Here is a 23,190-nt window from a genome sequence, read left to right as displayed (position 1 = left end):
TTTATAAATTTCCTACGGCTTTTTGTAATTGATAATATTGCATTTTGGCATTCACTTTTGCAGTGGTCAGTTCGAACCTCGATTGCAGTAACTGGGTTTCGGCATCGAGTAAATCGGTTAAAAGCGACAACTGGTTGAAATAGGTATTCTGCACAATGCGGTAGCTTTCTGCAGCCTGTTTAATGTTCTCTTCGGCTAATGTGATACGCTGCACCGATTCTTTATAGCGGATATAGTTTTCCTGCACTTCCTGGCGGATATGATCTTTTACATCCTCATCTTCTACTTCCTGCTGATGTACTTTAATTTCCGCTTCTTTTACTTTATGCTGATTGGTGTACCACGATGAAATCGGAATTTTAAGCTTAAGCCCCACCATACCATTACTGTAAAGCGAAAGTGCATAAGGGTAAAACTGGATCTGCGGATAAGCAAAAGTATATTCACCGAAGAAACCCAGAGAAGGCATGATATTCGATTTTACATTTTTAAGCTTCAGTTTAGCCAGTGCCTGCTCTTTTTCCGAAATCTGGATCTTATACGACGATGTTTTTGCATCATTAAAATATTCATTAACCTGTTTTAACGCAATAGCATCTGTTTCCTGGTCTGAGATCTGTGGATTTAAAGGCGCATCATCTGCCCTGCCGATTAAAATGTTGAGTTTATGTTTGGCAATGCTAATGCTGTTCTCGATTTCGGTAAGCAACATCTTTTGTTTCGAAAGGCGTAATTCGGCTCTTAATACATCGCTTTTTAATATCGTGCCGTTTTTATAGAGCTGGTTAATTTCCGCAAGCTGCTTTTCGCGGTCGCGGATGTCCTGCTCCAGCAAAACCCTGTAAGAAATATTGCGGAATACATCATAAAAATAAACGGCCGCCGTATAATGGATTTCCTGTTTGTTCTGGCTTTTTTGGATCCTGCTCAATTCACTTTCTACTTTCGAAGCATTAATTTCGGTAGTGGTTTTTCCGCCATTATAAATATTGAAATAAGCATCGGCACCGGCTTTATAATAAGTAGGCGCAACAGGAAACTGGCTTGGGGTATGGAATAACCCGTTTTCGTAAATCGGTAACGGAAAAACATGGGCATAAAGTCCTTCGGCAGCAATTTCAGGCAATCTTTCGGCCTTACTTACTTTTACATGCGCATCGGCACCCTGCACGTTAAGTCCTTGCATCTGCATCTTTTTATTGTTGCTATCGGCCAGTGCCCAAACCTGATTAATGGTAAAATTGCTTTGATCGGGAACGGCTTGCGCATGTACAAAAACTGATGATAAAAGAAAGGCCATGCATACCCAGAACATTCTTTTACGCTTTAAAAAAATCATATCTGTTAATTAATGATGCAAATTTCGCTACAGATTTGTTACTTTGTTTTATCTAAACTGACAGATATTTATTCAAACCAGCCAAATGATAAAAGTTAGCAACGAAGACCTTTTATTTGCAATCGACGAAAAACCAGAAACCATGTATGTTTGGCATAGCAGGTTCGAAGACCGATTTCAAGACCATACCCATTTAAAGGGGCAGCTTACTTATGTAGAAGGCGGCATTATTTTTTTATACACTAAAGAAAAATCTTACTTTTTGCCTGCCCGGCATTATGTCTGGATTCCTGCCGGGGTAGAACACCATTTACAACACCGTTACCATGCCGCCATTGTGCGAAACATTTATTTCGACACCACTACCGATGATGAAAACCCATTTTACAAACAGATTGGCATTTACCCGGTAAATAACCTTTTGCTCGAAATGTTCCTCTTTTCGGAGCGCTGGAATGGAAACATTATACCCAAAACGCATGAATACGATTTTTTAAATACGCTAAAAAACATTTTGCCGGTGGTGAGCGAACATCCGCTGCCTATTGCGCTCCCTACTACCGAAAACATGCGGTTGCGCCCGGTATTACGGCACATAGTAGATGGCCTCTCCGATGATGGTATGAGTTTAGAAAGCGTGGGTAAGGCCATGGGCTTTAGCGAACGTACGCTCTCGAGGTTATTTCAATCGGCTTTGGATACTTCCTTTTTTCAATACCTGAAACTGGCCCGGATGATTAAAGCAATGGAAAAATTATTAGAAAGCGATGCCACCATTAGCGAAGTGGCCTACCAGGTGGGTTATAACAGCATTTCCTCTTTCAGTAATACTTTTTATAAAATGGTAGGCAAAAGGCCGTCTGAATTTAAGGAGTTAAAACAAGCTACGCTCACTAAAATGAACCTGGTTTAACCAGTACGGCAATGGGCGTAAATTTCTCGAAAACAGCTTCTGTATGTGGTGCGTCGGGCAGTTCGTCGGTTAAATCCTGTCCAGCCCAATGTTCATAATGTTTACCGTTGCGCCATAACCTGCTATCCGTCATATCATAAATCAGTCCTTTGTAAGCCACCCAAATCTGTTGTTTGTCCTGTCCGTTGCGTAAGGCTAGCTGTTGTTTGGTATAAGCGGGTAAATCCATTGATGTTAATTTCGGGTTGAAGATAGAAAAATTTAAGAAGACAGTCTCTCCAGAGATACCGTCATTTCGAGCGGAGTGCAACGCAGTCGAGAACCCGAAGGCTCAGCGAAGCTAAATCTATTGAGCACAGATCTCTCCCCGCCTGTACGGGCAGGCGTTCCGCAAAGGTTCCAGTCGAGATAACGAATTTTATTGGTTAGAAGCGCAAAACCGCTGCAAAACACTTAATTTCTTCCCATTTTACGCTTGTACGCTTTGCTTCCTCGTACCTCGTTGCTGCAGGGTACCGCTCCAACCGGGGCTAGGTGGCCAGGGCTTTATTTCATCTTCGGGGTTTGCAGGGTGCACAAACCCTTGTTGTTAAACCCGATTGTAGTGGTAGCTGCCGGCTTCACGCCGGCACTACAAACGAAAAGCGGGACCGCAGCCCCCTAAGCATTACCAAACATTCATTTTCCAGCAAAAAATCAACGAATTTGATCTTACGCTACGCTTTTATTCGCTTTAGCCTTAAAAACCTCATACAGATAAACATTCATCAACAACAGGCCCATTAAATAAAAATGATCTTCGAAAGGGATTGTTCCCACCCTAAAACCTAGATTTTCTTTGTTATTGTACATCACCACCGGAATAGCCGTTAAAAATCCATTCACGATATAAAAAGGAATAAGCGAAACGAAATAGGCCCTGTAAAATTTATACATAAACCTGAATTTTACATTTAAATATTCTACATACCCCAATACCAAAAGTAAAAAACCGAAATTGATACATGTGTACCATTTACTATAGCCAAAAAATAACATGGCCACACACAAACCCAGAAATAAATTGCTCAACGCCAGACTATATTTCTGCAGATGGTTTTTCGGGAAATAAACATTTAAACACTCGTAAATAAACACACAGGCGTAGGGAACGGTTAAAAAGAAGAGCATTTCTTCTAAAGGTAAGCCCATTAAGTTTATACCGATCAAATAATCGGGGTTGAACGACCACACATTAAGTTTGGTAAACAGCATATCCCAGATTAAAAACATTACTCCGGTAATTAATATGGCAGGAAATATAAATTTCCATTTGCTAAAGAAATGCACCTTTTTATCGAAAGATAAAACCAGCGGAAAAAAAATTACGGCGAGGTTAATAAGTAAATAGGTATAATTCATTTAGAGGTGTTTCTTTAAAATTTTAATGTCTGCAGGTGTACATTTTTTACTATCAATCATAAATCTGGCTACATTTTTAACCAGTTCATCATCGGCAAGGCCAAAATTTTCATTTTGATAATGTTTAATAATTTCCTTTTTATCTGTTGCCAGATCTTTACTAAAGCCTAAAAAAGCAGGGGTATAAAACTCGATTGAAAAACGCATAAAACGGATTTCCATATTTTCTTTATCCATATCTATTGCCCTTTGCATGGTTTTTAGCGACCGGCTTACATATTTAATCTTATTATACGGATTCCACGAATGTTTTGCTTTTAATGCTTCTAGAGTACCTGTATAGCCGGTAATCAAAGCCGTTTTATTTGGCAGTTTATTCAATTTGGTAAATAAAGAATCGGTGAGTTTAGCGTTTTCTACCGCTTTAACCATGTTGGTTTTCAATACCGCAATTTCGTGGGTAGATAACTGGGCATAAGTGATATTGCTTGCTGCAAAGAGCAGAAAAAAGATAATGCGTAATTTAATCATGTTTGGGTGTAAAGGTAAGAAAAGCTGAGCGCATTTGCCCCACTGTCATCCTGAGCGCAGCGAAGGATCTCTAACCGATGAAACACAGAACCCCAAACATCACCTTACCATCAAAGCCAGTGAAACATTTAAGTAAGTGCTAATACAAAACAGATTCTTCACTGCGTTCAGAATGACAAATCTTTTACACCGCTGTCATCCTGAGCGCAGCGAAGGATCTCCAACCGATGAAATACAGAACCCAATACCACCTTACCATCAAAGCCAATAATGCATTTTAGCAAATGCTAATACAAAACAGATTCTTCACTGCGCTCAGAATGACAAATCTTTTGCCCCACTGTCATCCTGAGCGCAGCGAAGGATCCCCAACCAATGAAATACCGTCCCCCAAATATCACTTTACCGTCAAATCCAGTGAAACATTTAAATAAGTGCTAATACAAAACAGATTCTTCACTACGTTCAGAATGACAAATCTTTTACACCGCTGTCATCCTGAGCGCAACGAAGGATCCCTAACCAATGAAACACAGAACCCCAAAATATCTTTTTACCAAAGCAAATTCGATATTTTGCGATTGTGCAGCTATTAAACAGATTCTTCACTGCGCTCAGAATGACAAATACTTTATTAAAAAAAATATTTATTTTTAATAATGGATCATAATTATTTCGTTTACATCTTAACAAACAAGAACAAAACTGTTGTTTATACCGGAGTAACCCATGACCTGGAAGTAAGACTTAAGCAACACATAGATAACAAAGAAAATAAATTTGCTTTTACATATAAATACAACTGCCACTACCTGGTTTATTTTGAGAGATTTGAACACATTGAATTTGCTATTGAACGTGAAAAGGAAATAAAAGGCTGGACAAGGACAAAAAAGAATGCTTTAATTGAATTAAAAAACAAAAACTGGAATTTTCTTAATGATATGGTTATTGAAGAATAAGTCGTTTCTACAACACTTAATCTCACTGTCATCCTGAGCGCAGCGAAGGATCCCCAACCGATGAAATACAGAACCCTAAATTTTACCCTTACCAATGCAAATTCGAGGTTTCGCAATTGTGCAGTTATTAAACAGATTCTTCACTGTGTTCAGAATGGCAAATCTTTTTCCACTGCTGTTATCCTGAGCGCAGCGAAGGATCTCCAACCAATGAAACACTGAACCCAAATATCACCTTACCATCAAAGCCTGTGAAACATTTAAGTAAGTGCTAATACAAAACAGATCCTTCGCTACGCTCAGGATGACAAAGTCTATTGAATGACAAAAAACAAAAACAAAACGCAATAAATTTACTTTATTTACACCATGGAGAAAAAACCCAGGGTAACCATTATTGGTGCCGGCTTTGCGGGCCTGGCTGCTGCTGCTTTACTTGCAAAAGACGGCTGCGAAGTTACAGTAATCGAAAAAAACGAAATGGCCGGCGGACGTGCCCGTACCTGGGAGAAAGATGGTTTCCTGTTTGATATGGGTCCAAGCTGGTACTGGATGCCTGATGTTTTCGAAAATTATTACCAGCTCTTTAATAAAACAACCTCTGATTTTTACGAGCTGAAAAGGTTAAGCCCTTCTTACCGCATTTACTTTGGCAAAGATGATACGCTTGATGTACCGGTAACATTAGATGATTTATACCAGTTGTTCGAACAATTAGAACCTGGCAGCACTAAAAACCTCCAGTCCTTTCTAGATCAGGCCAAATACAAATACGATGTGGGCATGAATGAGTATGTTTTTAAGCCTTCGCACAGCGTAATGGAGTATTTCGATCCGCGTTTAGCCGCCAGCGGAATTAAACTGCAGCTTTTGGGCAATATGCGCAAGCACGTTCATCAACTATTTAAAAATGAGCGGTTAAGAAAATTGTTAGAATTCCCGGTTTTATTTTTAGGAGCTACACCACAAAATACCCCGGCCCTGTACAGTTTAATGAACTATGCCGATCTCGTTTTAGGTACCTGGTACCCACTGGGTGGTATGCACAAAATTGTAGACGCCATGCAAAACATTGCCGAAGAGCAGGGTGTAAAGTTTATTTTTAATACTGAAGTAACCAAGATAGCAGTTAAAAACAATATTGCCGAAGAGGTGATTACCAATAAAGGCAGTTTTAAAAGCGAATTTTTTATAGGCAATGCCGATTATCACCACATCGACCAACACCTTTTTGATGCGCCATACCGCAATTACAGCGAAAAATACTGGAACGAAAGAACCATGGCCCCTTCCTGTCTTTTATTTTACATCGGTTTAAATAAAAAACTGGATAACATACTACATCATAACCTGTTTTTCGATGAAGATTTCGATCAGCATGCCGAAGAAATCTATACCGATCCGCAGTGGCCATCAAAACCATTGTTTTACGCTTGTTGTCCTTCGGTTACCGATCCGGGTGTAGCACCGGAGGGTTGCGAGAATCTTTTCTTTTTGGTTCCGCTTGCACCAAATTTAAAAGATAGCGAAAGCAAAAGGGAAGAATATTTTAATTTATTAATCGACCGGTTTAAAAATTTAACCGGAAACGACATTAAAGATAACATTCTGTTTAAACGCAGTTATGCCATGAATGATTTTGTAGCCGATTATCACGCTTTTAAAGGAAATGCGTATGGATTAGCAAACACTTTGAAACAGACCGCCTTTCTAAAACCGAAGATGAAAAGTAAAGTAACAAATTTTTTATATACGGGACAATTAACCGTTCCAGGCCCCGGAGTGCCGCCTGCAATCATATCCGGGCAAGTGGTAGCAAAAGAAATAAAAAAAAAGTTAAAAAAAGCTTGACAAATTTAAAATTTCCCTTATCTTTATAACCACAAAACAAAAACACTGCAATAAAGCTTCAAAACACATAATCGTTCGGGGTTTGCATTTGTTTCGAAATAAGAGAGAAGGCGAATTGTTGAAAGAAAAAATAAGAATCAACTAACCAAATATATGATAAGCAAAAAGGCCTGAAGTTTCAGGCCTTTTGCTTTTTAAGACATTTTGGGATGAAATTGCATTAATCTACTCCAGGCGACCAATTAATTAAATGACGTCATTTCAACTGTAGCATAGCAGAATGCCTGCCCGTACAGGCGGGGAGAAATCTATTCTAGGCAGATTAAGCTTCGCTGAGCATTCGGGTTCTCAACATCATTGCATTCCGCTCTAAATGATGATACCGTCAATGGAAATAAAGAACACAAAAAAGGCCCAGATAATATCTGAGCCCCTGGTTTTTCGATTGATGTATCTTAAGCCATTTCGGTAGTGGCAATTTCTTTCGAATATGTTTTTAAGTATTTTTTCAAAATTCCTCTGGCTACGTGGATACGTGTCTTAACGGTTCCGATTGGAATTTCAAGCATATCAGCAATTTCGTGGTATTTATATCCTTCAAAATAACGGATAAACGGCACATAATATTCTTCCGGCAATTGAGAAAGAGCTTTATCTATATCGCCTAATACAAATTTACTCTCTGCCTGGTTTTTAGTAGCACTATATGAAAGGTTCGCTGAAGAAATATCTTCGCTCTGTGTAATTAAAGTATTGGTTTTTACCAAACGACGGTAGTTATTAATGAAAGTGTTTTTCATAATGGTAAATAACCAGCCTTTCAGGTTCGTACCCTCCTTAAACTTATTATAATAAGTAATTGCTTTAAGCATGGTGTCTTGAACCAAATCATTTGCGTCTTCTGCGTCTTTAGTGAAATTTAAAGCATAAGACCTAAGTGATACCGAGTGATGATTAACCAGATGATTGAATTCAAATTTTGTCATGATTTTTAGCTTTAGGTAGATTAAAACAAATTATTGCTTATTCTACTAAACCTAAACAAACTTAGTACCAAAAATTTCTGGCACGGTGCCAAAAGCGTAAATACATCCTACAGCAACTTTTCGTCACAGAATATTTACTTCCCGTTCTAAAGTGACTCCAAAAGTAGACTTTACACTGTCTATAATTTGTTCAGAAAACTGATAAACTTCTGTGCCAGTTGCGCCGCCATGGTTAACTAAAACCAAAGCCTGGTTTTTCCAGGTACCGGTATTGCCTACAATTTTGCCTTTCCAGCCACATTGCTCGATTAGCCAGCCTGCTGCCAGTTTAATTTTATTATCTGGTGTTGAATAATGCACCACATCGGGGTGTTTAGCCACAATATCTGCAAATTCATACTTTTCGATTACCGGATTTTTAAAGAAACTACCTGCATTGCCAATGGTAGAGGGATCAGGCAGTTTACTTACGCGGATATGCGATACGGCTGCAGAAACATCTGCAATGTTTGGGTTTTCAATGCCCCTGGCCTGAAGTTCTGTTTCAATTGCACCATAAGAAGTATTAATTTTTGCTGAGGAAGACAATCGAAAAGTAACCGAAGTAATGATATACTGCCCTTTTAATTCACCTTTAAAAATACTTTCGCGGTACCCGAAATGACAATCAGCATAGGTAAAGGTTTTAATTGTTCCGGTTTTGATTTCAAATGCAGTACAACTGTCGAAAACATCTTTCAATTCTACGCCATAGGCACCAATATTTTGTATAGGCGATGCCCCAACCGTGCCCGGAATTAAACTTAAATTTTCTACCCCAGCAAAATGGTGCGCTACACAATAGTTTACAAAATCGTTCCAAACTTCACCAGCTCCCGCAGTTACTGATACTTTATCTTCAATAATTTCAGATTTAATTCCCTTGATGCTAATCTTGATGACTAAGCCATTATAATCTTGAGTAAACAACACATTACTCCCTCCGCCTATAATAAACAGCTTTTGAGAGTTAACCAGGTCACGCTGAAAAAGTTCCTTCAAATCATCTTCCGAAAATATTTCGGCAAAAAAATGAGCCTTAACATCGATACCAAAGGAGTTATAAGGTTTTAATGAAATATTTTCCTGAATTTGAAGCATCTTGATTTTGTGTTATGCGGCAAAAGTAAGAAATAAATAGATAGCGTAATTTAAAGATGTGGCATTTGCTCCCCAATTAATTTACAGCTAATTATTCTACAATTTTTGTAATTGCCTTATCAAAGTGAAAGCTTTTAACTGCCTGCTGTGGCGCTTCTATTTTAACGCCGGTAAGCTGCCAGCCGATAAAAACAGGTTTGGTTTTGGCAAGCTCCAATAAACGGTATCTTTCTTTTGTCAATTTTGCGCTGATTAAACCCACACTATCAGATTCAGCCTGACTTAAATGCTCAATCTCGCTTTCCAATTTAGCTAAAGTAGCATCCAGTTCATTCCCTTTTGCAAGGCTATCGCCATAAGCTTCTGGAGAAATATTATAGAGACTATCAAGCTTTGCATTATCGAAACTGAATTTTTGGTTACTGTCTTTATACTTAGCTTCTATAAGTTCAACGGCCCGGTCCTGATCGGTTTTTGCTTTTTTATGGCATGATGTAATAACAACAAATGATAAAAATAAACAGCAATAATAGATTTTTTTCATAGCACAAGTTTAAGATACAAGTACAAGCACCTTGCCAAGAATAACCACTGCTAAATTCATGAAGCATTATTCTTTTCTTCATCGATTTTCTTTTTAATTGCTTTTCCTTTATTACTGTTTTTAAACGGTTTGAGAAGGTTGTGTATAATTCTGCCGGTGAGCTAAAATCTTGCATGTATCATCCTCCAAAGAATAGTGCAAAGCAAAAAATAAGTTTTCTCATCAGTTTTATATTTACAACATAAATACAAAACTAATCAATTAGTTAGAAAAATATGTTAATCATTTTTTATTAGGTTCTTCCTTACAAACAACAACCCAAAAGCTTTTCCTTTCTCCTTACCTCTGTTTTTGTGGTGGATTTTATGCGCTTTCCTCACTGCCTGTAAATAAGTGTTATTGCTTTTAAAGGTTTTAAACCTACGGTGCACAAACCAATCGTGCACCACAAAATAAACCATGCCATATAAAGAAATGCCTAAGCCGATAAAAAACCTGTAACCCAGCTCATCTCGATCGGTGTACATTAAATACAAGGAAAGTGCAGCGAATAATAGCGCAAAAATATCGTTCCACTCGAAAAATGATTTCGCTTTCTGGTGATGACTTTTATGCATAAACCACAGCGGTCCGTGGAATAAATACTTGTGTATAAACCATGATAAACACTCCATCAAAACGATGGTAAATAATACAGTTAAAACGTTAAGGAATACTGACAAGATTTATAAATGATTGGTTTGTAAAGATATATAAACAGCAGAAGAATCAAAAATGCGTCATAGAATTGTAAGCTTAATGCGCTTTTGAACAAACCCTTCATGACAAATGATTTTTTAGCACTATTTTTGACTAAAATATTAAAAAAGTCAGAAAGTAGAAAAGTAAAATGATTGTAGCCGATAAAAAGAGAGAGCAGATTATTGATGGTGCGATAAAACGCTTTATCCATTTTGGTATTGGTAAAACCACAATGAATGATATTGCAGAAGATCTTTCCGTTTCCAAACCATCGCTTTATTATTATTTCCCGGATAAAAAACATTTAATTATAGGCGTAATAGAAAGGGTATTCCATGATTTTTTTGAACTGATCAAAAAGAAATACAATCCCGATCTTCCTTTAGAAGAGATTCTTTTTAACACCATAGACGTTAGAAACACCTTTTTTCAAAAATATTACATGTTGCGGATTACCGAAGGTATTCCTGATTTATTAAATGATGATGTGATAAAAGGCAAGCTACAAACCCTAAAAGGATCAGAAAAAGAATTCTTTGCAGAAATTTTTAGCCGCGCAAAAGAAAAAAGGGAAATAGAGCACGATGATACTTTCCATGTGGCAGAGCTTTACCTCGAAAGTTTGATGGGCCTTTGTACCATGTGCATAATGGAAACAGGTAAAGATCTTTTCCCGGATAAAAAGGCATTTAATAAAATGACGCTGAAGCAAAAAAACCTCACTACCATATTTGTAAGGGGTTTAAGATGCGCAGATTGAAATAAAAACTTAAATAGATAAGAACCCAAAAACAAAAAAACAATACATTATGCTTAGAGTAAAATTGGTAAAATTAATGCTTCTACTGCTAACCGGCTCGGTTTTACCCCAGCTGGTAATTGCACAGCAGCAGGTTACCTTAAAAGATGCGCTAACCTATGCGCTCCAAAACAATACAAAGGTCCGGAATGCGAAACTGGATATTGAAGGCGGAAGATATAAGGTAGAGGAAGTTAGGGCGCAGGCTTTACCTCAGCTTACAGGAAATGTGGGTTTAACCTACAACCCGATTATCGGTCAATTGGTTGCAAATTTCGGAGGGGAGACACAGGCGATTAAATTGGGCCAGAACTGGAATTCGACTGCGGGTGTTCAACTTTCGCAACAGTTGTTTAACCAACAGGTTTTTACCGGTTTACAGGCTGCAAGATCGAGCGAAGAGTACTATAGCCTTACTTCGCAATTAACAGAAGAGCAGATTATCGAACTAGTTGCCAACAATTATTACCAGGTTCTGGTAAACAGACAACAGCTTAACGTAATCGACACCAACATTAAAAATGTGAAGATTGTAGAGAAAATTGTTTCGAACCAGTTTAAAAATGGTTTGGCCAGAAAAATTGATGTTGACCGTATTAATGTTAACTTAACTAACCTTACTACACAACGTGAGCAAACCATCAACGCAATTACACAATTGGAAAATCAGTTAAAATTCTCGATGGGTATGCCGGTTTCTACACCAATTATCCTGCCTGCTACCGAATTAACTGAAGTAACTACCTTACCTGTATTTACAGATTCTATCGATCTGGCCAACAGAACAGAAGTTAAACTTTTGAACAATCAGGATAAACTTTTATCGCTCCAAAGAAAAGCTTACGTTGCTGAATATTATCCATCACTGGCTTTAACCGGAAATTACACGTATTCAAGCCAGAGTGACGGTTTTGATTTCTTAAAATCTAATGCTGCTGCAATCGGGTATGGCGCATCAGCAGTTGGACTAACTTTAAAAGTGCCAATTTTTAACGGCTTTTTAACACGTTCAAAAATCCGCCAGGCAGATGTAAATATTAAAAAAGCACAAGAAAGCAGAAAAGAATCTGTAAACTCTTTAAACCTGGCTTACGAGAACGCTAAAATACAGTTGCGCAACAACCTTAACACCATTAAATCGCAACGTAAAAATGCCGATTTAGCTCAGGAAATTTACAAAAGCACACAGAACAACTATAACAATGGCTTAGCTTCTTTAACTGATCTTCTGGATACAGAAAATGCACTTACATCGGCACAGAACAGCTATACACAGGCTTTATTGAATTACAAAATAGCCGAAATACAATTAATAAAATCAAACGGAAATATTAAATCGCTAGTACAATAGAAATGAAAAGAGTAATTACCATAATTATCGTAGTTGTTGTTGCCCTTGGTGCAATAGCTTATGTTTTAAGCAACAATAAAAAGAAGAATGAAGAGAAAACTGCTTTCATTGCTAAAGGTGGTGGCGCTGTTGCCGTTCGTGTTGCTGAAGTAGAGAGAAAAGCTGTGAATTTAGATTTTGCGGCTAACGGAAACTTTGTTCCAAAGCAGGAACTTAATTTCTTATCAGAAAATGCAGGTCGTGTTACCGCCATCAATGTTGATGAAGGCGACCGTGTAAGCAAAGGTCAGGTTTTGGCCCGTATTGATGCAGAAATTATCAATACCGACAGAGAAACCGCTGAAGCTACTTACCAGAATGCGGTAAGGGATGAGGCAAGGTACCAAAGCTCATTCCAAACTGGTGGTGTTACACAACAACAGTTAGACCAGGCTAAACTGGCTACTAAAAATGCAAAACTGCGTTTACAGGCTTCGCAAAGAAAATTAAGCGATGCCAACATTAAATCGCCAATTAACGGTATTGTAAACAAAAGATACATTGAGGTTGGTGCTTTTGTAACCGCTCAGGGTACCCAGTTATTCGAATTGGTTGATGTTTCTAAATTAAAACTGAAAGTTAACGTAAACGAATCGCAGGTTGCAAATCTTAAAATCGGCGATCAGATCGAAATTAAATCATCTGTTTTCCCAACGGATAATTTCTCTGGAAAAGTAACTTTTATTGCGGCAAAAGCGGATGGAACGTTAAACTTCCCGATTGAAATTGAAGTAGACAACAGCCACAAAAACACCTTAAAAGCAGGTATGTACGGAACAGCAATATTCAAGTTTCCTAAACAGGCTCCAAGCATTATTATTCCGCGTACTTCCTTTGTGGGTAGTGTAAGCAGCAACCAGGTTTTTGTATTGGATAAAGCCAGCAATACTTCTAAAACCCGCAATGTAGTGGCCGGTCGTATTTTGGGCGACAATGTTGAAATTCTTGATGGCTTAAAAGAAGGAGAAACTGTAATCATCAGTGGACAGATTAACTTAACTGAGGGTGCTCCTGTTAGTATCGTAAAATAAGTTAAAGGAATTTTTCGGCTTTTAAAACGCGATATGCCAATCGCAAAACGCAATACTAATTAAAATGAAGATAACAGATATATCTATAAAAAGGCCTTCGCTGGTGATTGTGGTGTTTACCGCACTTACTTTGCTCGGGCTATTAAGTTACTTTTCGTTGGGTTATGAATTACTTCCAAAATTCTCTAACAACGTAGTATCTATTTCGACCATCTACCCTGGTGCTTCACCAAATGAGGTTGAAAATACCGTAACCAAAAAAATTGAGGATGCGGTATCATCGATGGAAAACATTAAAAAGATCAACTCTGTATCGTTTGAGAGTTTATCAACCGTTACCATCACCCTTACTGATGCAGCAAACATCGATATCTCCTTAAATGATGCACAAAGAAAGGTAAATGCCATTCTTTCTGATTTACCGGAGGATGTTAAAACGCCATCATTAAGTAAATTCTCGCTGGATGATTTACCGGTAATTACCATGTCGGCCTCGGCCAATATGGATGATATTACTTTTTACGATCTGATCGACAAACGTATTGCCCCGGTAATTTCGAGGGTAAGCGGTATTGCGCAGGTTAACCTGGTAGGTGGTTCGGAGCGTGAAATTCAGGTTTCATTAGATGCTGATAAATTACAGGGTTATAACCTTTCGGTGCCACAAGTGCAGCAACTGATCCTTTCTTCTAACCTGGATTTCCCTACAGGAAGTGTAAAAACTCAAAACCAGGACGTATTGATCCGTTTATCGGGTAAATACAGAAGTATGGAAGAATTGAGAAACCTGGTTTTAACCACCTCGAAAGATGGTGCACAGATCCGTTTAGGTGATGTGGCCGATGTTCAGGATTCGCAAAAAGAAACCGAAAAACTGGCCCGTATCGATCGTAAAGCATCTATCGCTATTCAGATCATTAAACAAAGTGATGCCAACGCGGTAGAGGTAAGTAAAGGTGTACACGCCATTATCGCTAAACTTAAAAATGAATACGGAGCCAATAAGCTTGATATCAGAATTGTTAATGATAGCTCGATCTTTACTTTAGAATCTGCAGATGCGGTAATCCACGATTTAATCCTTGCGGTTATTTTGGTGGCCTTTGTAATGCTTTTCTTCCTGCACAGTTTGCGTAATGCGTTAATTGTAATGGTATCGATTCCGGTTTCATTAATTGCTACATTTATCGGAATCAGCCTGTTCGGTTTTACTTTAAACTTAATGTCGCTGTTGGGGCTATCGCTCGTGGTAGGTATCCTGGTGGATGATGCCATTGTGGTACTGGAGAATATCCAGCGACACATGGAGATGGGTAAAAACAAAGTTAGGGCAGCATCTGACGCGACAAGAGAGATCGGTTTCACGGTTGTATCCATTACCTTCGTAATTGTGGTGGTATTCTTCCCTATTGCGGTAAGTACCGGTCTGGTTTCGAACATCCTTCGTCAGTTCTGTATTGTGGTAATTATTGCAACACTACTTTCATTGGTGGCTTCATTTACCATTGTACCCCTTATTTTCTCACGTTTTGGTAAGTTAGAACACATAGAAGGCAAAAATATATTTGGCCGTTTTATCCTTTGGTTCGAAAAACAGTTAAAGAAATTTACCCTTTGGATTACCAGCATTTTAACATGGTCGTTAAACCATAAAGCGTTAACTTTAATCGCCGTTGTGGTAATGTTCTTAAGTTCATGCGGTTTATTGGTGGGTGGATTTATCGGTTCTGAGTTTTTCCCTAAATCGGATAAAGGCGAATTCTTAGTACAGTTGGAGTTACCTAAAGATGCTTCTTTAGAGCAAACCAACTTCCTGACACAAAAAGCTGAAGCTTATTTAGATAAACAACCAGAAATTACCCAGTTAATTACTACTGTTGGACAATCAACAGGTGATTTTGGTGGTACGCAGGCAACAGCCTATAAATCAGAAATCAACGTAAAACTTGTTGAGCGCGATCAGCGTGAAGGCGTGTCTTCTGATATTTTCGCCACCAAAATGAGCCGTGCACTGGCTAAAGAATTGGTAGGAGCAAAAGTAAAAACGGTTCCGATCAGTATCCTGGGTATTGCAGAAAATGCACCGATCCAGTTAGTGGTAATGGGATCTGATTTAGATAGTGCTTTAAAATATGCTGAAGGTGCCCAAAAAGTGCTTGCTTCGATTCCGGGTGCTACGGAGATTAAATTATCGGTAGAAAAAGGAACCCCTGAGATTAACGTGCAGGTAGACCGTGATAAAATGTCGGCTGTTGGTTTAACCCTACAAACCGTAGGTTCTACCATGCAGACAGCCTTTGCGGGTAATACCGATGGTAAATACAGAAAAGGTGAATACGAATACGATATCAATATCCAGTATCAAAACTTTAACCGTCAGAATATTGACGACGTACGTAACCTGATTTTTGTAAACGCTGATGGTAAACAGATTAAATTATCGCAGTTTGCTACCATTACAGAAGGTTCAGGTCCGAGTCAGTTAGAGCGTTTAAATAAATCTACTTCGGTATCAGTTAAGGCTCAATCAATCGGTAGACCAACAGGAACCGTGGTTGCAGAATTCCAGGCCAAACTGGAAGAAATGCAAAAAAATGGTAAGCTAAAAGCTCCGGTTGGTGTAAGTTACAGCTGGGCGGGTGATCAGGAGAACCAGAGCGAAGGTTTTGGTACTTTAGGTATCGCTTTATTAGCCTCTATTATTTTGGTTTACCTCATTATGGTTGCCCTTTACGATAGTTTTATTTACCCACTGGTGGTAATGTTCTCGCTTCCGTTAGCGGTAATTGGGGCATTGTTGGCACTGGCTTTAACCAATAACTCAATCGGTATCTTCACCATTTTAGGTTTAATTATGCTGATGGGTCTGGTAGCGAAAAACGCGATTATCCTGGTCGATTTTACCAACCACTTAAAGGCAGAAGGTAAAGAAACCAAAGAAGCGCTTGTTTTGGCCAACCATGCTCGTTTAAGACCAATTTTAATGACAACCATCGCCATGGTATTCGGTATGCTTCCAATTGCATTGGCAAGCGGTGCCGGTGCAGAATGGAAAAATGGTTTGGCATGGGTTATCGTAGGTGGATTAACCAGTTCGTTATTCTTAACCTTAATTGTAGTACCGGTTGTGTATTTAATATTCGACAGAATGTTAGAGCGCTTTGGTTTCAACAAAAAAGGGAAAACCATTGATGAACTGATGGAAGAACCATATGATCATAAAGATGTAAATGAATACGATTTAGATCACGGACATTAATCACCATCCATATTAACAATCAATAGCCCCGACCCAAATCGGGGCTTTTTTGTGGAGTGCTTAACGCTCTTGATGTACTATTGTGGCAAAAACAAATCATCCATGGTCACTTCATTCTGTACCAGGCCAATAGAATACATATTATCTTTAACACCATAGGTTGTAACCATTGTTAGAAATAACGCTTTTCTGGTTTTGCTCTGTTGACGGAATATCTCAAGTTTGTACTGTAATTCTGCAGCGTAAGCTTTATCTATTGCGAACCCGGTATTTGAAAATTTCATTTCACATACACTAATCACATTATCTTGTCTGTCTAACAAGAGATCGATCTGTGCGCCGTTTCCATCTTTTGGAGCATGTCGCCAGGCTGATGTTTCTGTAAAAACTCCTGAAATGCCCAGTGCCTGCTTAATATTACCGGTATGTTTCATGCAGATCCCTTCAAAGGCATAACCACTCCAGCTCTTCCAGGAAGACGTTGATGATTTTTTTAGCCATGTACCTGCACCGGTGGCGCGAGAATGTTCGATAAATTTAAGATAAAAAAGGCTGTATTCGTCGCTGAGTTTGTAAATGCTCTGATTGGCATTCTTTTGAAAAGGCAGGTGCGGAGTAATAAAACCAGACTCCACAAGTTCCTCGAGTAAAAGACTGGTAGTCCCTCCACTCTGCAGGTTACATGCCGCAATGATTTCGTTTCTTGTTAATCCCGATGGTTTGTCTGCAAGTGCCTTTACTACAGAAATGTGCCTGCCTGCGTTTTCGAACAACGAGCGGTAAAGGTTTGCAAATTCTGTTGAGAGGAGGCCATCCTTAGTGAAACAAAGCCTGTCGATAGCCTGAATAGCACTTTCCCCTCTTTTAAGTTCTTTCAGGTAATGTGGCACACCGCCCATTGCCATAAAAATATTTAGCACCTGATAACGGTCAAGATGGATATTATTGCTTTTTAAATATTGTTCTGTCTCATACAAGGTGAAAGGTAAAAGGCGTATTTTACGCGTCAGCCGATTGTGCAGGCCTCCTTTGTTATTTACAACCTTTTTAATCATCCAGGTGGCAGCAGATCCACATATCGCAACAATGAGGTTCGGCTGTTGTGAAGCCCATTGGTTCCAAAAATATTCAAATGCAGAAAGAAAACCTGATTTATGTGAACTTAGCCAGGGGAACTCGTCAAAGAAAATTACAGCTTTTCTTTTTTTAAGTATAGGGGTTGCAAATTCTCTAAGTTGCCAGAAGGCTTCTGTCCAGTTTTTGGGTGCTGCAGGAGTTAATGGGGAATATAATGCATCTGCCATGGCCTTGCTAAAATTAAGCAATTGCTCAGCTGCATTTGCATCATGAACACCCGAAAGTTCAAAAATAAGCTGTTTCTGAAAGACTGAGCGGATCAGGAAAGTTTTTCCAACCCTCCTCCTGCCAAAAACCGCTAATAATTCTGATGAGGACGACGTAAGTGCCTCTGACAGTATTTTTTTCTCAGCAATTCTTCCAATGAGCAATTCCATTTCTTTTCTTTTTAATGTTAATGATGAAAAACAATTTTATCCGCAGCCAAAATACAACTCAAATATATGGTTTTGGCTGTAGATAAAAAATTTATCCACAGCCAAAATGCATCAAAAACATATAGTTTTGGCTATGGATAATGAATTTTATTTTAATAAGCTATCTTCATATGTAATCAGACCGATGATTTTTTTACCACAGGAACATTGAAAAATACAGTTAAATAACTTGTTCTGAGCCATGCGCAGATAATTCTACAATACTTTCAGCAAACAAATTATGTACCCACATTGTATATTAGGGATTATGTTCAAAATCATCCTTAGCCTGTTCCTAATCTTTTCCACATTCCTCGTAAAAGCGCAACATCCACCCGTTTTCGCCGCCATGAGTACCGATTCGAGTTTTATTAAACTCTGTAATCTGGATATTACGTTAGTGAAATACAGCTACAAACCCAACGGCGTAAAGTTTTTGGTGGTGCACGACAATGAAGATACCGGTGTTAAAGCTGGTTTCGATTATATCCGCTGGTATGGTGGCGAATTGATCGACAGTCAGTATGGAGCGGTGAGAGATTATTACTTCAGCTATATGGACGATCAGTATCGTATTGATCCCAATGCGATATATACCGAAGTAGGTGTAAATACCCGGTTAAAAAAAGATAAGTTCAGTTCTAATGAAGTGGAGAAAGCAATACTAAGCGCGGGCAAACAAATTGTTGATTTTTACGATCCAAAAACTACAGGTTATTTTTTAACACTTCATAATAATGCTGATGGAGGCTTTGGGATCTCATCTTATTTACCAGGATATGACCTGGCCAGTACGGCCGATTCTGTTTACATCAACTTCCAGATGGATGGTGATGACCTGATTTATGTAACCGAAGCAAGATTATTCAGCAGTTTAAAAAAAGCAAATGTTAATGTAATCCTGCAATCTAAATTCGCAACCAACGATGGTTCACTTTCGGTTTATGCCATGCAGAATAATATTCCTTATATTAATGTAGAGGTACAGCACGGGCATCAGGAAGAAAATTTCAGGTTAATCGAACTCGCAGTTGCTACCCTGAAGGAACATGGAATAATCAGGAAAGAATAGACAAGACATTGTAGAAAATTTAAGCTTATTATTCTATCAGTTGGTGTCTCTCCGCCCGAAATAAATCAAAGACAAATTAGTAGTTTAAGATTTGGAAATGAGCATACAGTAGTTCATGGAGGCTTGCAGTCCCGCTTTGCGCTTTATCCCAATGAAACCTGTGAAACAAGCAAGCATACCAAAAAATAATAAACAATAATGCTTAAATCGGGATGCCCGCTACATTGGGTTTATGAACAACGGTTTCTGCAACCTGCAACCTTAAAAATGAAATACTTGCATTAGATACCTGGCCCCGGTTGAAGCGTTATCCCGAAGTTTCGGGACAGCAACGAGGCACGAGGAAGCAAAGCGTACAAGCGAAAAACGGGAAGAAATTTATTTTTTCTGTACTGAACTTGCGCTCCAAATAATAGATATGTTTTTTATGGAATGAAATCCTAGTTTATAGCTTTTATCTTCGTAACCAAAAAAGTGATCAGCAGGCCAAAAACAGAAATGATCCCGAAGGAATAACGCAAGCTGGATAACTGCGATACGTAACCAATTAATGGCGGACCGAACAAAAAAGCAAAATAACCTATACTCGATACCATAGTGATGGCCTTACCTGCAGGCACTTTTTTATTGTTACCGGCAATGCTGTAAACCATCGGTACAATACTCGAAACCCCCAGACCGATAAGCATAAAACCAAAAATAGCCACAATAATATTTGGGAATATTACAGCCAGTGCCATACCAATTGAGATAATGGCCCCGCTGATTTGCAACAGGTTTTTCCGTCCGAATTTGCTGATCAGATAAACACCTAAAAACCGTCCGCTAGCCATCATAAACATAAACGATGCATAGCCGATAATGGCTTTATTATGAGGCAATTTCACCACGTCTTCAAAGTAAATAGCACTCCAATCGAACATTGTACCTTCGGTAGCCATGCTGCAAAAAGCGATAATACCCAATAAAACCAGGATGCCCTGCGGCATGGTAAAAAACTTTGTTTTTTCAGCCGGAACATCAGGTTTGTTATTGTGATCTAATAATTTTTTTGAACTAAATACTACATTAGTCAGTGATATTAAGGCAACGATCCAAAAATGGGTGTACATCCCAAGTTTTAAGTTCACCAATCCAAGCGCAATTAATGCCCCGGTTAAATTCCCAATGCTCCAGGCCCCGTGGAAGGAGCTCATTATCGGTTTGCCATAATAATTTTCACCGGCAACTCCCTGGGTATTCAGGGCAATGTTGCAAAGATTACCTGTGATGCCAAACAGCACCAAAAAAGCGGCCAGCTGCCAGCCTGTGCTTGCCAAAGCCAAAAAAGTTAAGGCAATGGCATAAAGCGGTGCAGTGGCCCTGAGCATTTTTTTGCTACCGAAATGTGTAGTCAGTTTTGCAGAAAAAAACATCGTAATGATCTGCCCTGCAGGCAATGCGAAAAGAATAGATCCTAATTCGGCATCGTTTAAACCCATCGAGGCCTTAAAAGTGGGAATCCTGCTGGCCCAACTTGCAAAACAGACGCCTTGCATAAAATAGAAGGCTGATATGGCTAAACGGACTTGTTTTGGAGAGCTTTGTGCTAATACAGGTTTATTTTCTTGGTTAACTAAAATTTCCTTGTCTTGCGTACTTTCTTCCAAAATTGATGTTTTAAATAATAGATTAAGCTGCAAAGTTCCTTAAATCTATTGGAAATACCGACTATTTTTTGATTTTAAATCAAAAAATTTGCAATGATTAGGGTTAAAATGTTAAATTTTCCATTTTTCCTGTTCGTAAGCACTGTCCCAAAACATCCATTCCAACCGTGTAGCCATTTCGAAAGCAACCAACATTTTCTCCCTGGTTTCTTCATTAACTCCTCCAGCCAGCTGATCGGTAATGGCAATTGCTTTTTCTACTGCAGCGGCAAATTCTGCTCCGGCATACATATCGATCCACCTTTTATAAGGATTCTGATCTCCGGTTTGTTCTGCCAAAATATAGTCTCCTACAGCTTTATAAATCCAGAAACAAGGTAGCACCGCCGCAGCGGCAACTTCGACACTAGCGTAAGCCGCCTGATTAAGGATATAATTGGTGTACAAAAGTGTAGATGGCGTAGGCGCAACTTTATCTGGCAAACCAAATTCTACAAAGTAACTCTCGTGTAAACTCCGCTCGGCAAAAATTGCTCCTGTAGAAAATCCGGCAAAAGCCAGTATCAGTTCTGCATCCTGCATTCGGCCACTAATGGTGCTCAAAGTCCGCCCAAATTCCAGAAGGTAATAAGCATCCTGTGCTAAATAGAAGATAAATTTTTCTTTGGACAAAGTGCCATTGCTCAGTTCGGTATTAAAGGGCATGGTTAAAATTTTATTGTAGATGGGTTTAACCCTTTCCCATGCCTGCTCACTCCATTTCATTGGATAATTAATTTTAGGGGATTAAAAAAATGATTTAAAGGTCCGTTGCCCTGCCCTGTATTTATTTCGCTGCCCGCTTGTAAGGCATTGCTGATATAATTTTTTGCATTTTTAATTGCGGCCAGTAAATCGTTGCCTTTTGCCATTTCAGCTGCTATGGCTGATGATAAGGTGCAACCTGTTCCGTGCAGGTTTTTGGAGTTGATAAAAGCGCTTTCCAATATCACCGGGGCATCGTTTCCAGCAATAAAGACATCGTAAATTACCGGCCCGGCTAAATGACCGCCTTTTACCAAAACTGCCTTTGCTCCTTTTTCAATGATTTTGCGTCCTGCAGCAATCATATCATCGAGGTTATGGATTTCCTGATCAGCAAGGATTATGGCTTCATCAATATTGGGGGTAACCAGGCTTACGATGGGGAACAATCTAGCGATTAACTCATTAATGGTATCGGGTTCAATTAACCGGTGACCACTGGTAGCCACCATTACCGGATCTAAAATAACCGGAACCTGCTTGGTATAAGCCTTTAGTTCTTTTTCAATCACCTGCACCACTTCTGCACGGTTAATCATCCCGATTTTAATGGCCACAGGTGCAATATCTTCCAACACCGCCTGGAGCTGGTCTTTAATCATTTCAGCCGGAATACCATGCACGGCTCTCACCCCCATGGTGTTCTGTGCGGTTATGGCAGTGATTACCGAAGTGCCAAAGCAACCTAATGCAGAAAAGGTTTTTAAATCGGCCTGAATGCCTGCCCCACCCCCACTATCAGAACCGGCTACTGTTAATACGTTAATGTAATTCATAACAAAGACTTCATTTTGTGATACAACTTCAGGAGTCTTCAAATGCAGAATGCATTGTGCACAGCTTGTGCAGACAAACTAATTTTCCTACGCCGGCATGATCCGGATCAGGTTCATTTATAGGTCGTAAGGTGTATGGTTTAGGGCATAGGGTTTTAACCTGTCGCCTTTTACCTCTTACTTTTCACCTATAAAACGGGTATATTCTCAGCCAACTGTTTTGAAGGCACCCCTAAAGTTTATTTTATGTCGCAATATAAGGCTTAGTTTTTATTATTGGGAAAAAAAGGTGAAAGACTAAAGAGCAGAGGTGAAAACGCCCCACTTCGTGATGTCGACCGCAGCATAGCGGAGCACCCGCCTGCTACGGGCAGGGAGAGATCTACCTCGCAATAGATCTCTCCACTTCGCGATGCTCCGGTCGAGATGACGTAACTATAATAAATGAA

The 23,190-nt window shown here is 39.1% G+C and carries 20 protein-coding genes; 8 read left to right on the top strand and 12 right to left on the bottom strand.

Annotation, left to right across the window (positions count from 1 at the left end):
- Position 1 precedes the first annotated feature (1 nt).
- Positions 2-1,339 carry a TolC family protein gene (locus ACTJKC_RS11090; RefSeq protein ID WP_440791893.1) on the bottom strand — a complete coding sequence of 446 codons (1,338 nt, stop codon included), beginning with the start codon at positions 1,337-1,339 and terminating at the stop codon, positions 2-4.
- 85 nt (positions 1,340-1,424) lie between these two features.
- Between ACTJKC_RS11090 and ACTJKC_RS11085 the strand changes: the two genes are divergently transcribed.
- Entirely contained in the window at positions 1,425-2,252 is an 828-nt protein-coding gene (locus tag ACTJKC_RS11085; protein WP_440791891.1) for a helix-turn-helix domain-containing protein, read from the top strand.
- Here ACTJKC_RS11085 and ACTJKC_RS11080 read toward each other — a convergent pair.
- The 3 genes from ACTJKC_RS11080 to ACTJKC_RS11070 all read right to left on the bottom strand — a co-directional run bounded on the left by ACTJKC_RS11080 (position 2,233) and on the right by ACTJKC_RS11070 (position 4,184).
- Positions 2,233-2,481 carry a cytochrome b5 domain-containing protein gene (locus ACTJKC_RS11080; protein WP_440791889.1) on the bottom strand — a complete coding sequence of 83 codons (249 nt, stop codon included), beginning with the start codon at positions 2,479-2,481 and terminating at the stop codon, positions 2,233-2,235. The two genes, ACTJKC_RS11085 and ACTJKC_RS11080, sit on opposite strands and share 20 nt — an antisense overlap.
- Before the next feature lie 482 nt (positions 2,482-2,963).
- Positions 2,964-3,653 (bottom strand): lycopene cyclase domain-containing protein, encoded by a 690-nt coding sequence (locus tag ACTJKC_RS11075; RefSeq protein WP_440791887.1) that lies wholly within the window; start codon positions 3,651-3,653, stop codon positions 2,964-2,966.
- Positions 3,654-4,184 (bottom strand): hypothetical protein, encoded by a 531-nt coding sequence (locus ACTJKC_RS11070; RefSeq protein WP_440791885.1) that lies wholly within the window; start codon positions 4,182-4,184, stop codon positions 3,654-3,656.
- 659 nt (positions 4,185-4,843) lie between these two features.
- Between ACTJKC_RS11070 and ACTJKC_RS11065 the strand changes: the two genes are divergently transcribed.
- Both ACTJKC_RS11065 and ACTJKC_RS11060 read left to right on the top strand, forming a co-directional pair.
- A complete protein-coding gene (locus tag ACTJKC_RS11065; protein ID WP_440791883.1) occupies positions 4,844-5,146 on the top strand; it encodes a GIY-YIG nuclease family protein in 303 nt (100 codons plus the stop codon).
- 369 nt (positions 5,147-5,515) lie between these two features.
- Positions 5,516-6,997 (top strand): phytoene desaturase family protein, encoded by a 1,482-nt coding sequence (locus ACTJKC_RS11060; protein ID WP_440791881.1) that lies wholly within the window; start codon positions 5,516-5,518, stop codon positions 6,995-6,997.
- A gap of 455 nt (positions 6,998-7,452) precedes the next feature.
- Here ACTJKC_RS11060 and ACTJKC_RS11055 read toward each other — a convergent pair whose 3' ends face one another.
- The 4 genes from ACTJKC_RS11055 to ACTJKC_RS11040 form a co-directional block, all read right to left on the bottom strand.
- Positions 7,453-7,983 (bottom strand): RNA polymerase sigma factor, encoded by a 531-nt coding sequence (locus ACTJKC_RS11055; RefSeq protein WP_316824400.1) that lies wholly within the window; start codon positions 7,981-7,983, stop codon positions 7,453-7,455.
- A 123-nt stretch (positions 7,984-8,106) separates the two neighbouring features.
- Positions 8,107-9,123, bottom strand: coding sequence for a UDP-N-acetylmuramate dehydrogenase (gene murB / locus ACTJKC_RS11050; RefSeq protein ID WP_440791878.1), 1,017 nt, complete (start codon positions 9,121-9,123; stop codon positions 8,107-8,109).
- 91 nt (positions 9,124-9,214) lie between these two features.
- A complete protein-coding gene (locus ACTJKC_RS11045; protein ID WP_440791876.1) occupies positions 9,215-9,667 on the bottom strand; it encodes a hypothetical protein in 453 nt (150 codons plus the stop codon).
- A gap of 278 nt (positions 9,668-9,945) precedes the next feature.
- Positions 9,946-10,389 carry a sterol desaturase family protein gene (locus tag ACTJKC_RS11040; protein ID WP_344853185.1) on the bottom strand — a complete coding sequence of 148 codons (444 nt, stop codon included), beginning with the start codon at positions 10,387-10,389 and terminating at the stop codon, positions 9,946-9,948.
- A gap of 167 nt (positions 10,390-10,556) precedes the next feature.
- On the opposite strand from ACTJKC_RS11040, the gene ACTJKC_RS11035 reads away from it, so the two are divergent.
- From ACTJKC_RS11035 to ACTJKC_RS11020, 4 genes are all read left to right on the top strand, one after another.
- Complete coding sequence (locus tag ACTJKC_RS11035; RefSeq protein WP_344853184.1) at positions 10,557-11,168, top strand: TetR/AcrR family transcriptional regulator; 612 nt, start codon at positions 10,557-10,559, stop codon at positions 11,166-11,168.
- A 49-nt stretch (positions 11,169-11,217) separates the two neighbouring features.
- Positions 11,218-12,558 carry a TolC family protein gene (locus ACTJKC_RS11030; protein WP_440791874.1) on the top strand — a complete coding sequence of 447 codons (1,341 nt, stop codon included), beginning with the start codon at positions 11,218-11,220 and terminating at the stop codon, positions 12,556-12,558.
- A 2-nt stretch (positions 12,559-12,560) separates the two neighbouring features.
- Positions 12,561-13,628, top strand: coding sequence for an efflux RND transporter periplasmic adaptor subunit (locus ACTJKC_RS11025; RefSeq protein WP_344853182.1), 1,068 nt, complete (start codon positions 12,561-12,563; stop codon positions 13,626-13,628).
- Between the two features lie 64 nt (positions 13,629-13,692).
- The gene (locus ACTJKC_RS11020) at positions 13,693-16,887 is read left to right on the top strand and encodes an efflux RND transporter permease subunit (protein WP_440791871.1); all 3,195 of its coding nucleotides are present in this window, start codon (positions 13,693-13,695) and stop codon (positions 16,885-16,887) included.
- 77 nt (positions 16,888-16,964) lie between these two features.
- Here ACTJKC_RS11020 and ACTJKC_RS11015 read toward each other — a convergent pair whose 3' ends face one another.
- Positions 16,965-18,401, bottom strand: coding sequence for an AAA family ATPase (locus ACTJKC_RS11015; protein WP_440791869.1), 1,437 nt, complete (start codon positions 18,399-18,401; stop codon positions 16,965-16,967).
- A 307-nt stretch (positions 18,402-18,708) separates the two neighbouring features.
- Between ACTJKC_RS11015 and ACTJKC_RS11010 the strand changes: the two genes are divergently transcribed.
- Positions 18,709-19,512: a hypothetical protein gene (locus ACTJKC_RS11010; RefSeq protein ID WP_440791867.1), complete on the top strand. Its 804-nt coding sequence runs from the start codon at positions 18,709-18,711 to the stop codon at positions 19,510-19,512.
- 440 nt (positions 19,513-19,952) lie between these two features.
- Here ACTJKC_RS11010 and ACTJKC_RS11005 read toward each other — a convergent pair whose 3' ends face one another.
- The 3 genes from ACTJKC_RS11005 to thiD form a co-directional block, all read right to left on the bottom strand.
- On the bottom strand, positions 19,953-21,050 hold the full coding sequence (locus ACTJKC_RS11005) for an MFS transporter (RefSeq protein WP_440791865.1): 1,098 nt from the start codon (positions 21,048-21,050) through the stop codon (positions 19,953-19,955).
- 222 nt (positions 21,051-21,272) lie between these two features.
- A complete protein-coding gene (locus ACTJKC_RS11000; RefSeq protein WP_440791863.1) occupies positions 21,273-21,926 on the bottom strand; it encodes a TenA family protein in 654 nt (217 codons plus the stop codon).
- Entirely contained in the window at positions 21,923-22,741 is an 819-nt protein-coding gene (gene thiD / locus ACTJKC_RS10995; protein ID WP_440791861.1) for a bifunctional hydroxymethylpyrimidine kinase/phosphomethylpyrimidine kinase, read from the bottom strand. Before thiD ends, ACTJKC_RS11000 begins: the two co-directional genes overlap by 4 nt.
- Between the last annotated feature and the right edge of the window lie 449 nt (positions 22,742-23,190).

The sequence above is a fragment of the Pedobacter sp. 22226 genome (assembly GCF_052045455.1).
GTDB classification, from domain to species: domain Bacteria; phylum Bacteroidota; class Bacteroidia; order Sphingobacteriales; family Sphingobacteriaceae; genus Pedobacter; species Pedobacter jeongneungensis.
Note: the sequence above shows the minus strand (reverse complement) of the source record. Positions and strands in the feature narration are given on the sequence as shown.